Annotated in this window: 10 protein-coding genes; 2 read left to right on the top strand and 8 right to left on the bottom strand. The window is 67.2% G+C overall.

Annotation, left to right across the window (positions count from 1 at the left end; genetic code table 11):
• Positions 1–16: 16 nt before the first annotated feature.
• Positions 17–2,059: a prolyl oligopeptidase family serine peptidase gene (locus ABIC35_RS10970; RefSeq protein ID WP_121079148.1), complete on the bottom strand. Its 2,043-nt coding sequence runs from the start codon at positions 2,057–2,059 to the stop codon at positions 17–19.
• A 147-nt stretch (positions 2,060–2,206) separates the two neighbouring features.
• Here ABIC35_RS10970 and ABIC35_RS10965 point away from each other — a divergent pair, with 147 nt between their 5' ends.
• On the top strand, positions 2,207–3,586 hold the full coding sequence (locus tag ABIC35_RS10965) for an NAD-dependent succinate-semialdehyde dehydrogenase (protein WP_121074073.1): 1,380 nt from the start codon (positions 2,207–2,209) through the stop codon (positions 3,584–3,586).
• 135 nt (positions 3,587–3,721) lie between these two features.
• On the opposite strand, the gene ABIC35_RS10960 is transcribed toward ABIC35_RS10965, so the two are convergent.
• The 3 genes from ABIC35_RS10960 to ABIC35_RS10950 form a co-directional block, all read right to left on the bottom strand.
• Complete coding sequence (locus ABIC35_RS10960; protein ID WP_121074076.1) at positions 3,722–5,401, bottom strand: long-chain-fatty-acid--CoA ligase; 1,680 nt, start codon at positions 5,399–5,401, stop codon at positions 3,722–3,724.
• 120 nt (positions 5,402–5,521) lie between these two features.
• Positions 5,522–5,728, bottom strand: a complete 207-nt coding sequence (locus ABIC35_RS10955) for a hypothetical protein (protein WP_121074081.1) — start codon at positions 5,726–5,728, stop codon at positions 5,522–5,524.
• Between the two features lie 53 nt (positions 5,729–5,781).
• Entirely contained in the window at positions 5,782–7,464 is a 1,683-nt protein-coding gene (locus ABIC35_RS10950; protein ID WP_183049311.1) for a GGDEF domain-containing protein, read from the bottom strand.
• Between the two features lie 38 nt (positions 7,465–7,502).
• On the opposite strand from ABIC35_RS10950, the gene ABIC35_RS10945 reads away from it, so the two are divergent.
• On the top strand, positions 7,503–8,762 hold the full coding sequence (locus ABIC35_RS10945) for a DUF418 domain-containing protein (protein ID WP_354278433.1): 1,260 nt from the start codon (positions 7,503–7,505) through the stop codon (positions 8,760–8,762).
• 18 nt (positions 8,763–8,780) lie between these two features.
• Here ABIC35_RS10945 and aguB read toward each other — a convergent pair whose 3' ends face one another.
• Genes aguB through ABIC35_RS10925 form a run of 4 tightly spaced genes read right to left on the bottom strand, consistent with a single transcriptional unit; the run spans position 8,781 to position 12,650 of the window.
• Complete coding sequence (gene aguB / locus ABIC35_RS10940) at positions 8,781–9,629, bottom strand: N-carbamoylputrescine amidase (protein WP_121074087.1); 849 nt, start codon at positions 9,627–9,629, stop codon at positions 8,781–8,783.
• Between the two features lie 8 nt (positions 9,630–9,637).
• The gene (locus ABIC35_RS10935) at positions 9,638–9,988 is read right to left on the bottom strand and encodes a DUF3147 family protein (protein WP_121074088.1); all 351 of its coding nucleotides are present in this window, start codon (positions 9,986–9,988) and stop codon (positions 9,638–9,640) included.
• Positions 9,985–10,962, bottom strand: a complete 978-nt coding sequence (locus ABIC35_RS10930) for an agmatine deiminase family protein (RefSeq protein ID WP_121074091.1) — start codon at positions 10,960–10,962, stop codon at positions 9,985–9,987. Before ABIC35_RS10930 ends, ABIC35_RS10935 begins: the two co-directional genes overlap by 4 nt.
• Positions 10,963–11,018: 56 nt before the next feature.
• Entirely contained in the window at positions 11,019–12,650 is a 1,632-nt protein-coding gene (locus ABIC35_RS10925) for a M28 family metallopeptidase (RefSeq protein WP_121074094.1), read from the bottom strand.
• Positions 12,651–12,718: the final 68 nt, after the last annotated feature.

Below are 12,718 nucleotides of genomic sequence, written 5' to 3'. Positions count from 1 at the left end.
GGGCCCCGCCATGTATTTACTGGCCAGCCGGCTTCGCACCGGTGCGGTAGCGATCGAACCAGGCGAGGATCGCCGCCGCCTTGGCCGCCGACTGGCTGGGCCGCGCGGCGATGCCGCCATGGCTGGCGCCGGGCACCTTCACCAAGGCGGTGGGCACGCCGCGGATCTGGAGCGCGGCGTAATATTGCTCCGATTCGCTCACCGGGGTGCGATAATCCTCGCTGCCGACGACGACGAGCGTCGGTGTCTTGACGTTGCCGACCAGGCTCAGCGGCGAGCGGTTCCAATAGCTCATCGGATCCTCCCAGGGCTGCTTGGCGAACCAGTAGCGCGAGGTGAAGCCGGTCGCGTCCATGGTCAGCGCCTCGCTGATCCAGTTGATCACCGGCTTCTGCGTGGCGGCGGCCTTGAACCGATCATTCTTGCCGACAATCCAGGCGGTGAGCACGCCGCCGCCCGAACCGCCGGTGACGAAGAGATTGTCGGGATCGGCTACGCCCGAGGCGATCGCTGCATCCACCGCGGCCATCAGGTCCCCGTAATCGTCGCCGGGATATTTCTTGTCGATCAGGTCGGCGAATTCCTCACCGTACGAGGTGCTGCCGCGCGGGTTGGCATAGACCACCGCATAGCCGTGCGCGGCGTAGAGCTGGTAATCGGTCGAGAAGCCGGGGCCATAAGCGGTGTGCGGGCCGCCATGGATCTCGAGGATCGTCGGCACGCGGGTGCCGGGCTTCACGCCCGGCGGGGTGACCAGCCAGGCATCGATCTTGCGGCCGTCCGGCGCGGTCACCGCCAGCGGGGTTACCGGGGCGAGCGTCTTGGCGGCCAGCACGGTATCGTTGAGATGGGTGAGACGCTTGCCGTTCACATAGATGTCGGCCGGATGCAGCGCGTCGCCGCCGGTATAGGCGATGGTGCCGCCCGCCGAGACGGTGAAGTCGCCGCCGGTATAGGGGCGGTCCAGCCCGCCGCCGGTGAGCCCGTTCGCCACGGTGCTCACCTTGCCGTCGAGCCCGATGCGGGCGACGAGCTTGCGGCCATGATCGTCATAGGAGACGAACAGGCTGCGCCCGTCCTTCGCCCAGATCGCCCCGTCGATGCTCTTGTCGAGCCCGGCGGTGAGCGACCGGCTGCCGCTGCCGTCGCGGTTCATCACATAAAGCTGGGTGTTCTGGAAGCTGCGATGCGTATCGTCGAAGCCGAGATAGGCGATGCGCGTCCCGTCGGGGGATAGTACCGGCGCGGCATCGGGGCCGTAGCGCTTGGTGACCTGGGTCAGGGTACCGGATGTCATGTCGACCGCGTAGATCTCGCTGTCGTTGGGCTCCCGCTCCCAATCCTTGCGGCGGTTGCTGCCGAAGAAGATGGTGCGGCCATCGTTCGACCAGGCGAGCGGGCCGGCATCGTCGAACTTGCCAAACGTCACCTGGCGCGGCGCGCCGCCGTCCGCCGACACGACGAAGATATGGTCCGAGCCGGGCTTGAGATAGCCGCCGCCATCGGCGCGGTAGGTGACGCGGTCGATCACCTCCAGCGGCTCGGCCCATTTGGCGCCTTCGGGCTTGGGCGGCTGGCTGCCGAGGGACATGCCCTCGCCCGGCACCGTCATGGTATAGGCGATCTGCTTGCCGTCGGGCGACCAGGCGATGCCCTGCGGGCTGTCTGGCAGGCCGGTGATCCGTGCGGTGGCGCCGGTGGCGATCCAGCGGACGAACAGCTGCGGCGCGCCGCCCTCGCCGGAGGAGACATAGGCGAGGCGGGTGCCGTCGGGCGACCAGCGCGGCTGGCTGTGCGATCCGGTGCTGGCGACCAGCGGCGTCTGCTGGCCGCTTTTCACGTCGACCAGCCAGATGCTCGCACGGCCGCGATCGGTCATGATGTCGGCCGACTGGCGGACATAGGCGACCTTGCTCCCGTCAGGACTGATCTGCGGATCGCTCGCCTGTTCGAGCGCGAACAGGTCGCTGCCGGTGAACAGGCGATTGGGCCCGTCCTGCGCGAGCGCGGCCGCGGGGATCGCGGTGCTGAGGAGAAGGGCGAGGGAGGCGAGGCGCATGAAGGTCTCCGGCAGGACAGATGCGGCATCGTGTTCGGGCGCCGCGCGCTTGGCAAGCCGTTCCGCACGCAATGGACGGCAGTATGATTGCCGCCCTTGGCACCCTGCGCCTAGGTCCGCGTTGGGAAGCGCGAAGGAGACTTGCAGATGTTCGAAATCATCAACCCGGCGACCGGCGAGACCGTCGATCGCATCGCCGAGCTCGACGATGCCGGGATCGAGGCGGCGCTGTCCCGCGCGGCGGCCGGGTACAAGCAGTGGCGCGAGACCTCGATCGAGACGCGCACCGCGCTGCTGTCCAAGATCGCCGATGCATGGGAAGCCAACAAGCAGCACCTCGCCGAGCTGGCGGTGCGCGAGATGGGCAAGACGATCACCGCCGGCCTGGCCGAAGTGGAGAAGTGCATCGCCGGCTTCCGCCATTATGCGGAGCATGGCCCCGCCTATCTGGAGCCCACGACCGTCAAGACGCCGACCGGCCATGCCGTCGCGCGCTGGCTGCCGCTGGGGCCCGTGCTGGCGGTGATGCCATGGAACTTCCCCTATTGGCAGGCGGTGCGCTTCCTCGCGCCGACGATCCTCGCGGGCAATGTGGCGCTTCTCAAGCATGCGTCCTCCGTGCAGGGCTGCGCGGCGGCGATGGAAGAGATGGCTCGCAAGGCGGGGGCGCCCGAGGGGCTGTTCCAGAACCTCGCGATCAAGTCCGGCAAGGTCGATGCGATCATCGCCGACAAGCGGGTGGTGGCGGTGACGCTCACCGGCTCGGAGGGCGCGGGCGCCAAGGTGGCCGAGGCCGCGGGCCGCGCGCTCAAGAAGGTGGTGCTGGAACTGGGCGGCTCCGATCCGTTCATCGTCATGCCCTCGGCCGATCTCGATGCGGCGGTGAAGACAGCCGTGACCGCGCGCGTGCAGAATGCCGGGCAGAGCTGCATCTGCTCGAAGCGGATGATCGTCCATGCCGAGGTATACGATGCCTTCCTGGAGAAGTTCGTCGCCGGCATGGAAGCGGTGAAGATCGGCGATCCGATGGACAAGGAGACAGTGATGGGGCCGCTCTCCAGCGTTCAGCAGCGCGACACCGTGCTGGAGCAGGTCGAGAAGGCAAAGGCGGCAGGCGCCAAGCTGCTGACCGGCGGCACCAAGATCGAGCGGGACGGCGCGTGGATGACGCCGGGGGTGCTGGTCGACCTCGATCCCGAGAGCGAGGTGGCGAAGGAGGAAATCTTCGGCCCGGTCGCTGCCGTCTACAAGGTGGCGAATATTGAGGAAGCAATCGCGCTGGCGAACGACGTGCCGTACGGGCTTGGCTCGTCGGTGTGGACGCAGGACGACGCGGAAGTGGAGCGGTTCGCGCGCGACATCGAAGCGGGGATGACGGCGGTGAACTCGCTGCTTGCCTCGGTGCCGGGTGCGCCGTTCGGCGGCATCAAGCTGTCCGGCCATGGCCGCGAGCTCGGGCCCTGGGGACTGCACGAGTTCATGAACCTGAAGGCTGTTATGTTTGGTGGGGGCAAGGCGGGGGACTGAGCTTTCGGTGGTCAAAGCCCCTCCCCTTCAGGGGAGGGGTTAGGGTGGGGCAGTGTCTCACCGAGACCAACAAGCGTTCTGGAATCCCTCCACCCCAACCCCTCCTCCAAGGAGGAGGGGCTTAAGCGTTGGAAATCACCGCCCCGCCTTCACCTCCGCCAGCAGATCCTTGCGGCTGAGCTTGCCGATCATCGTCTTCGGCAAAGCGTCGCGGATCACCACTTCGGCCACCCGCTCATGCTTGCCGAGCTGGGCGTTGAGCCAGCCGCACATTTCCTTGGCGTCCGCCGTCATGCCCTCGTTGAGCGCGACATAGGCGTGCGGCAGCTCGCCATGGTACGGATCGGGCAGCCCGAGCACGAGCGTCTCCTTCACCGCCGGATGGGTGTAGAGCACCGCCTCGATCTGGCTGGGGAACACCTTGAACCCGCCGACCGCGATCATGTCCTTTAGCCGGTCGACGATGTGGATATAGCCGTCCTCGTCAATGATGCCGACATCGCCGGTGCGCAGCCAGTGATCGTCGACGAAGGTGCCGACATCGGTCTCGGGCCGGTTCCAGTATCCCTGCATGATCTGCGGGCCCTTGACGACGATCTCGCCCGGCTCGCCCTCGGGGGCGGGCTTGCGCGGATCCTCCTTGTCGACCAGCCGCACCCTTGTACCGGCGATCGGCTGGCCGATCGTGCCGCTCTTGTTGAGCCCGACATAGGGGTTGGCCGAGACCACGCCCGAGCTCTCGGACAGGCCATAGCCTTCGATGATGTGCGCGCCGGTGACCGATTCCCAGTTGAGTTTGAGCTGCTCGGGGAGCGGCGCGCCGCCCGAGATGCAGAAGCGCAGCGAGGCGAAGTCGGATGGCTTCATCCCCGGCGCGTCGAGCAGCGCCTGATACATGGTCGGCACGCCGGGCAGCGAGCGCGGCTTGGTCCGGCGCAATTCGGTCAGCACCTGCTGCGCGTTGAAGCGCGGCAGCATCACGATCTTGCCGCCGGTGATCACGGTGCGGTTCAGCACGCAGGTATTGGCGAAGACGTGGAAGAAGGGGAGGACACCCAGCACCGAATCCTCGACCTTGCCGAGATCGGGATCGAGCTCCGCCACCTGGCGCGCATTGGCGGAGAGATTCTGGTGGGTGAGCACCGCGCCCTTGGGCGTGCCGGTTGTGCCGCCGGTATACTGGATCAGCGCGACATCGCGTTCGGGATCGATATCGGGACGCGCGCAGTCGCCCTTGTTGGCGATCAGCTTGGAGAAGGCGAGGATGCGCGGGTCATGCGGGCGGGCGGTCACCTCGCTGCCGCGGAACAGCTGATAGAAGAGCGATTTTGCGGTGGGCAGCGCGCCGGCGACCGATCCGACGACCAGACGCTCCAGATCGCTCTTCTCCAGAACCTTGAGCGCGGTGGGCAGCAGCGCGGTGGCGGAGAGGGTGAAGAGCAGCCTGGTGCCCGAGTCGGCGACCTGCGCCGCCAGTTCCTCGACCGAGTAGAGCGGCGAAAAGTTCACCACCGTCGCGCCCAGCTTGAGGATGCCGTAATAGGCGGCGACGTAATGCGGCACATTGGGCAGGAACAGCCCGATCCGGTCGCCCGGGCCATAGCCCAGCGCGCGCAGCCCGCAAGCGACGCGATTGGCGCCGTCCAGCACCTCGCCATAGCTGTAGATGCGACCCATGAAATCGAGGAGCGGGGCGTGCGGATGGGCCGCTGCGCTCTCCTCGAACAGGTCTACCATGGACCGCAACGCGTAGCTGCGATCCCACTCTCCTGGATGCCGATAGGCGGTCTTCCAGACCATTTCGGGCTTTGTCATTGACATCAGTGTAAGCAACCCGATTTTGCCATGCAAGCGCGGTTTTCACGCGCACGGAGACGTGTCGCGCCGCGTGCGCGTCGGGTCTCTACGGCAAGTTCCGACGTTGGTTCCCGCGCGTCAGCGGGCGAGACGGCCGCTCCAGGTGACCAGCACCGAAACCGCGAGCACGCCCAGATCGACCGCGGCATGGACCTGCTGGGGCGCGGTATCGCCGACGCGGTGCATCAGCAGCTCGAAATCGGCATGCGGGGGCGAGGGTCGCGTGATCGCAACGAGCAGCGCGACGGCTCCGGCTACCAACAACAGGCGCTTATGACGCTGCATTTTCCCCATTCTCCCTACCGTCAATCTACACGCGACGGGGGGAACAGGCAAGCTCAGGCCGCGTCGAGTCGCAGCGCCCGGGCGCGGTCACGGCCGGCCGCCTTGGCCTCGAACAAGGCCGAGTCGGCGCAGCGGTACAGCGCCTTCCAGTCGAGATCGGTGGCGAGGCTGCCGCTGCAGCTGCCGATGCTCGACGTGATCGTCATGTCGAACGGCATGCGGACCCGGCGCAGGCTGGCGAGCAGCGCCTCGGGCTCGATCCGCTGGGTGGCGGGGGTGAGCAGCGCGAACTCCTCGCCGCCCATTCGCGCGATCAGCACCGGATCGGGGGCGGTTTGGCGCAGCGCGGCGGCGAACAGGCGCAGCACCTCGTCGCCGCCGTCGTGGCCGAGCGTCTCGTTGACGCGCTTGAAATGGTCGATGTCGACGAGCAGCAGCTGCTGGTCCTCGACGCGGCCGATCGCGCGGTGGAGGAAGGCGCGGCGGTTGAGCAGGCCGGTGAGCGGATCGATGTCGGCCAGCTTGCGCGCGACCACCTCGCGGGTGATCGCCGCGTCGCGTTCGTCGCGGAGGAACTTGATCCGGTAGGCCACCGCCAGCGACGAGACCAGCGCCTCCAGCCCCATGGACAATATGGTCGAATTGTCGATCCAGAAGTTCCAGGGGACGAAGTGGAGCGCGGCGCCGATCCGTATCGCTGCCAGCAGGATCGGCGCGCTCCACGCAATCGCAAACAGCCAGAGGAAGTTGGAGCGCTGCCGCCACGCCCCCCATAGCGTCGGAATCACGATCGCGAGCAGCCCGGCAAAGGCGAGCGTATAGAGCAGGTCGGCGAGGCGTAGCTCGATCGCGCCAAGTGCTGCCACTGCCATCGCCGAAAGCGGCACGGCCATCGCCGCGATCCTGCTGGCGCGATCGAGCCAAGGCGGCAGAGGTTGATCCTCGAAGAAGCTGCGGGTGAACAGGGCCGCAGCGCCACCGGCCAGCCCGATGAACAGATAGTTGAGCCGCAACCGATCGTTGTTCGCCAGCATCGGCGCCACCCAGGCGAGCGCGCCCGAGGAAGTGAAGGTGTAGCCGAGCAATGCGCCAAGCAGCAGGCAGTAATGGAGCTGGAAGCGGTGCCCCATCGCGCACCATAGCGCGAGATTGTAGACGATCAGCGCCGCCGCCATCCCGGCAAAGGCGGCGTAGAGACCGGCGAGCACGAGATTGGCGCGTTCGCCCTCGTGATGGGTGGCGATGCGCAGCCCGGTGGCGACGCCGCGGAGATTGGCGGCGCCCTCGACATGGAACAGCACGCGGACCAGCGCGGGATCGCGCACCGGCACGGGCAGCTCCGCCACCGCGCCCAGCTGGATCAATGGGGTGATGCCGCGACCGTCGCTCTGCCAGCTGCGCACGGCGCCGTCGGCATAGAGGAAGTGGACGGCCAGCCGCGCCTGCCACAGGCTGGCGAAGCGCAGGGCAAGCGGCGTCACGAAGGTCGAGCGCCGGTCGATCGTCGTTGATATCGCCCAGAAATCGCCGGAACCGAATCGGTGCTGCGGCGTCGTACAGTCGAACCGTTCCGGGTGCCGGATCAGTTCGTCTTCCCGCTGCCCCTTGTCCGCCAGCAGGCACACGCCAAGTGGTTGACCGGCAACGCCCGCTTGGGCATGTGCCGGGGGCACGATGCACGCGAGCACCGCGACGAGCGCGATGCAGAGCAGCCGGCGGGATAGGGCGCTAACCATGATGGCGTGGCTACGCCTGTCGGACAAAGAAGACGTAAATGAGGCCGATGCCGGGCGCTGCTGACACTGCCGAAACGCATCGCAACCATTCCGCAGAACCAAGATCGGGCGGCCCGGGCGCCGCGCCTGCCAACAGACTGGACGTCGTCGACGTGCTACGCGGATTCGCGCTGATGGCGCTGTTCCTCGTCCATGTCATCGAAAGTTACGAGCTGTTCTGGGCAGTAGAGAAACCTGGCCGGATTACCGACATCGTCTTCGCGCTGTTCATGGGCAAGAGCTTCTCGCTGCTCGCATTGTGCTTCGGGTTCAGCTTCTTCATCCTGATGGATCGCGCCGCGCAGCGGGGGCAGGACTTCACTGCCCGTTTCGCCTGGCGCCTGCTCCTTCTCGAAGGCATCGGCTTCCTGCACTCGCTGATCTATCGCGGCGACATCATGCAGACGCTGGCGGCGATCGGCTTCCTGCTGCTGTTCTTCAACCGGATCCGCAGCAATGCGGTGCTGCTGGGCGGGGCGGTGTTCTGCCTGATCGGCCCCAGCCTGATCGTGCAGATGGTCGCCGGCGCGCTAGGGGCGGGCTGGGCCAATGCGCCGGCGCAATCCTCGGTCGATCCGGGCATGCCGGTCTATCTGGGCGGCGACCTGTGGCAGGTGCTGCGGGTGAACCTGTGGGCCGGGCAGCAATCCAAATACTGGTTCTTCCTCGAATATGGCCGGATGGTGCAGATCCTCGGCCTCTATCTGCTCGGGCTGGTGCTGGGGCGGACCGACTTCTTCGGCGATCTCGCCAAGAGCCGTGGCTGGCGACGACCCGCCTTGCTCGGCGCCTTGGTGGCCGCGGTGGTGCTCTTCCTCGCCCGCGAGCCGCTGCGTGCGTGGTTCTCAGGCCTGCACTTCGGGCTCGGCGCCGACCGCGCCTTCTGGGCGCTGCTCAACATGTGGCTCGACCTGGCCGGTACCGCCTTCTGGGCGCTGCTGGTGATCGCGCTGTACGACGGTCCCGCGCGCCGGCTGGTGCAGCCGCTCGCCGCGCCGGGGCGGCTGACGCTGACCTACTACATCCTGCAATCGGCGGTCTTCGTGCCGATCTTCTACCATTACGGCCTGGGCAAGTATGACGACTGGGATGCCGCGACGCGGCTATGGGTCGCGCTGGGTGCGATCGCGGTCCAGATCGTCGTCGCGCAGTGGTGGCTGGCGCGCTTCCAATATGGCCCGATCGAATGGGTGTGGCGCGCGCTTACCTATCTGCGGCGCGACGTACCCTTCCGCCGCGAGGCCCCGGCGCGCGGCTGACGCGCCGGAAAGCTCTGCTCAGATGTCCTGCACCAGCCGGCCGTACAGTTCCGGGCGGCGGTCGCGGAAGAAGCCGAACGCGGCGCGGTGGCGCTTCACCCGATCGAGATCGAGCGTCGCGGTGATCACGCCTTCTTCCGCGCGGTCCAGCTCGGCAAGAATGTCGCCGCGCTCGTCGGTGATGAAGCTGGTGCCGTAGAAGGTCTGGCCATGCTCGGTGCCGACGCGGTTGGCGGCGATCACCGGCACGACGTTGGAGACTGCATGGCCCACCATCGCGCGGCGCCACAGCCGGGCGGTATCGAGGCTGTCGTCATGCGGCTCGCTGCCGATCGCGGTGGGGTAGAAAAGCAGCTCGGCGCCCATCAGCATCATCGCGCGCGCGGTTTCCGGGTACCATTGGTCCCAGCACACCCCCACGCCCAGCTTGGCGCCGGGGCCGTCCCACACCTTGAACCCGGTGTTGCCGGGGCGGAAGTAGAACTTCTCCTCATAGCCCGGGCCATCGGGGATGTGGCTCTTGCGGTAGACGCCGGAGACCTTGCCGTCCGGGCCGATCATCGCGAGGCTGTTATAGTGATGCGGGCCATCGGCTTCGAAGAAGCTGGTGGGGATGTGGATCGAGAGCTCGGCGGCGAGCGCCTGCATCGCCAGCACCGCCTTGTGCTCGGTCACCGGCTTGGCGTTGGCGAACAGGCCCTCGTCCTCGACGCGGCAGAAATATTCGCCCTCGAACAATTCGGGCGGCAGCACGACCTGTGCGCCCCGGCCGGCGGCTTCGCGGACCAGCTCGGTCACGCGGGCGATGTTGGCGTCGATATCGTTCGAGAAGGCGAGCTGCAGCGCGCCGACGGTAATCTGGGTCATGACGGTCCTCAGAGCGTGATGCCGAACCGGGCGAGCGCCGCGGCGGTCAGGAAATACAGAAGGATCGTGAGCCCGACGCCCGCGAGCAGGGCGGGCGTGAAGCCGACCCCGGATCGCATGAGCGCCGGCACGAGCAGGAACATGGGGAGCGACGGCAGCACATACCAGAAGGTCGCCTGGAGATGGGCCGCCACCCGCACCGGATCCTGCGTGTCGCGCCACAGCCAAATGACCCCGAGCAGCGAGATCAGCGGCAGCGACGCGACCAAGGCGCCGAACGCGGGACTGCGCCGGGCCAGCATCGCCACGGCGGCGACGATCAGCCCGGAGAGCAGCGCGCGGACGGCGAAGGCGGTCACCCGAGCGTCGGGATCTGCTGCGAGATGCAGTGGAAGCTGCCGCCGCCGGTGAGGATATGGTCCGCCCGCTGGCCGATGATCGCACGGCCGGGGAAGATGCCCTGCAGCGTCTGAATCGCGGCGCCGTCGTTGGGCTGGCCGTAGAGCGGCACCACCACGGCGGCATTGCCGATGTAGAAGTTCATGTAGCTGGCCGGGATCACCTCGCCATCTTCGTCGAGCACCGCGCCGGGCGAGGGCATCCGCACCACCTCGACGCCGAACGCCTCGGCGCGGGCGACCGCATCGGCATAGATCGCCGCATTGGGATCGTCCTCGGCAGGCGTCGGGATCAGCAGCCGGTTGGGGCCGACGAAGCGGGCCAGGTTGTCGACATGGCCATCGGTATGGTCGTTGGCGAGGCCGTCGCCCAGCCACAGCACGCGGGTATAGCCCAGGTCGGCCGCCAGCTTCGCCTCTACGCCCGCGCGGTCCAGGTCCGGGTTGCGGTTGGGATTGAGCAGGCACTGCTCGGTGGTGACGCACAGCCCGGTGCCGTCGCCGTCGATTGCGCCGCCTTCGAGCACCCAGCCATGCTTGGCGGTGGCGAGCTGGCGACGCGCGGCGAGGCGGGCGCCGATCGTGTCGTCGCCTTCCAAGTCGTACTTGCCGCCCCAGCCGTTGAAGCCGAAATCCTGCGCGACCTTGTCGCTGGTGACGATGCCGGCGGTGTCGCGCAGCCAGATGTCGCCGAACAGTTCGGTCACCACCTCGGCGGCGTCGCCGGCCATCGCCTTGGCGGCCTCGGCGGCGGCCGCATCGGCGGCAACCAGGATCACGCGCTCGCCGCGGCCTTCGGCATGGACCGCGCGGGCAAAGGCGATCACTTCTTCGCGGGCGGGCTCCAGGTCTTCGACCCAGAGGTCAGCATGGCTGGGAAAGCCGATCCAGACCGCATCGTGCGGCGCCCATTCGGGGGGAGGGGTGCGAGTCATGGCGCGGCCTTTACCCCCGTACGGTTGCAGGGGAAAGGCCGCGCCATGGATCGGGCTTACTGCCCCGCGCGAGCCTTGTCCCGGATGCCGCGGAATTCGGCATCCTTGAACCAGTTGGGCCAGCTGCTGCCCTCGGCCAGTTCGCGGCCGAGGCTGTAATAGATCCGCAGGTCCGAAAGCGCGCCGTCCCAGTTCCAGTTGGGATCATATTCGTCCTGCGGCTTGTGGTAGCGCTGGTCGGTATAGTCCTCCGCCGCCTTGGCGCCGGCCGCCTTGCCGCCGACCACCAGATCGTCGCCGCTCTCGCCGTACAGCATCGGCACCCCCAGCTTGGCGAAGCTGAAATGGTCCGAGCGGTAATAGCTGCCCTTTTCGGGCGTGGACTCCACGCCGATCACCCGGCCCTCGGCGGCGACCAGCGGCTTGACCATCTCTTCCAGCTCGGACTTGCCCGCGCCGACCAGCACGAAGTCCTTCGCCAAGCCGTGGATGTTAAGCCCGTCCATGTTCACGCCGCCGACGGTCTTCGCCAGCGGGTAGACCGGATGCTCGGCATAATATTGCGAGCCGATCAGCCCCTGTTCCTCGGCGGTCACCGCGAGGAACACCATGCTGCGCTTGGCCGGGCCCGCCTTGGCATTCGCTTCGGCGAGCGCGACCAGCCCGGCGGTGCCGGTGGCGTTGTCGACCGCGCCGTTGCAGATGTCGTCGCCGTTCACCGGCTTGCAATGGCCGAGATGGTCCCAATGCGCCGAGAACAGCACCACTTCGTCGGGCTTCGCAGTGCCCGGCAGGATGCCGACGACGTTCTTCGAGGCCTGACGCTTGATGCCGACGCCGAAGCTGGCCGAGGCCTTCACGCCCAGCGGCACCGCCTTGAAGCCCTTGTGCTTGGCCGCCTTGACCAGCGCCGCATAATCCTTGCCCGCGCTGGCGAAGAGCGCCTTGGCCGCATCCTGCTGGATCCAGCCGATCAGCTGCGACTGGTCGGCATGGTCGCCAGGCGTATCCTGTTCGAGCTTGGGGCCGCCCCAACTGCTCTCCACCACGCCCCAGCCATAGGCGGCGGGTTCGGTATCATGGATGATGATCGCACCCGCGGCGCCCTGGCGGGCGGCTTCCTCGTATTTGTAGGTCCAGCGGCCATAATAGGTCATCGCCCGGCCGCCGAAGGGGCCGTCGAGCGTCATGGTCTGCCAGTCGGGATCGTTGATCAGGATGACGACCGTCTTCCCCTTCACGTCGAGCCCGGCATAGTCGTTCCAGCCGCGTTCGGGCGCGTTGATGCCATAGCCGACGAACACGACCTCGCTGTCCTTGAGGTCGATCTTCGGGGTGACGCGATAGGTGGAGAACACCGCCTCGCTGCCATAAGCGAGCGACACCGGGGTCTTGCCGCCGGTGAAGCTGAGCTTGCTTGGGCTCTGCACGCTGAGTTCGACCAGCGGCACGTCCTGCACCCACTGGCCCTTGTTGCCGGGCTTGAGCCCCGCCTTCTGGAAGCGCTCGATCAGATAGGCGATCGTCTTGTCCTCGCCCGCCGTCGTCGGCTTGCGCCCCTCGAACGCGTCCGAAGCAAGCGTTTCGGTGACGGTCTTCAACGTGTCGAGCGACAGGGCAGGGGCGGCGGTTTGCGCCTGGGCGGCGGTAGTAGAAAGCAGGGCTAAAGCAAGCAGCGAAAAGCGCATGAAGGGCTCCCTAAGTCGGATGTGCACAACCCTGTCAGGTCCCAGGCGACTTCGCAAATGTGACCGGC

It is taken from the genome of Sphingomonas trueperi, from assembly GCF_040545965.1.
GTDB lineage: Bacteria > Pseudomonadota > Alphaproteobacteria > Sphingomonadales > Sphingomonadaceae > Sphingomonas > Sphingomonas trueperi_C.
This window is presented reverse-complemented; position numbering and strand designations above follow the sequence as displayed.

What these genes read in the sequence shown, in the direction of transcription:
- ABIC35_RS10970 (WP_121079148.1), bottom strand. Translation starts at nt 2,059, where the DNA reads ATGCGCCTCGCCTCCCTCGCCCTTCTCCTCAGCACCGCGATCCCCGCG.
- ABIC35_RS10965 (WP_121074073.1), top strand. Translation starts at nt 2,207, where the DNA reads ATGTTCGAAATCATCAACCCGGCGACCGGCGAGACCGTCGATCGCATC.
- ABIC35_RS10960 (WP_121074076.1), bottom strand. Translation starts at nt 5,401, where the DNA reads ATGACAAAGCCCGAAATGGTCTGGAAGACCGCCTATCGGCATCCAGGA.
- ABIC35_RS10955 (WP_121074081.1), bottom strand. Translation starts at nt 5,728, where the DNA reads ATGCAGCGTCATAAGCGCCTGTTGTTGGTAGCCGGAGCCGTCGCGCTG.
- ABIC35_RS10950 (WP_183049311.1), bottom strand. Translation starts at nt 7,464, where the DNA reads ATGGTTAGCGCCCTATCCCGCCGGCTGCTCTGCATCGCGCTCGTCGCG.
- ABIC35_RS10945 (WP_354278433.1), top strand. Translation starts at nt 7,503, where the DNA reads ATGAGGCCGATGCCGGGCGCTGCTGACACTGCCGAAACGCATCGCAAC.
- aguB (WP_121074087.1), bottom strand. Translation starts at nt 9,629, where the DNA reads ATGACCCAGATTACCGTCGGCGCGCTGCAGCTCGCCTTCTCGAACGAT.
- ABIC35_RS10930 (WP_121074091.1), bottom strand. Translation starts at nt 10,962, where the DNA reads ATGACTCGCACCCCTCCCCCCGAATGGGCGCCGCACGATGCGGTCTGG.
- ABIC35_RS10925 (WP_121074094.1), bottom strand. Translation starts at nt 12,650, where the DNA reads ATGCGCTTTTCGCTGCTTGCTTTAGCCCTGCTTTCTACTACCGCCGCC.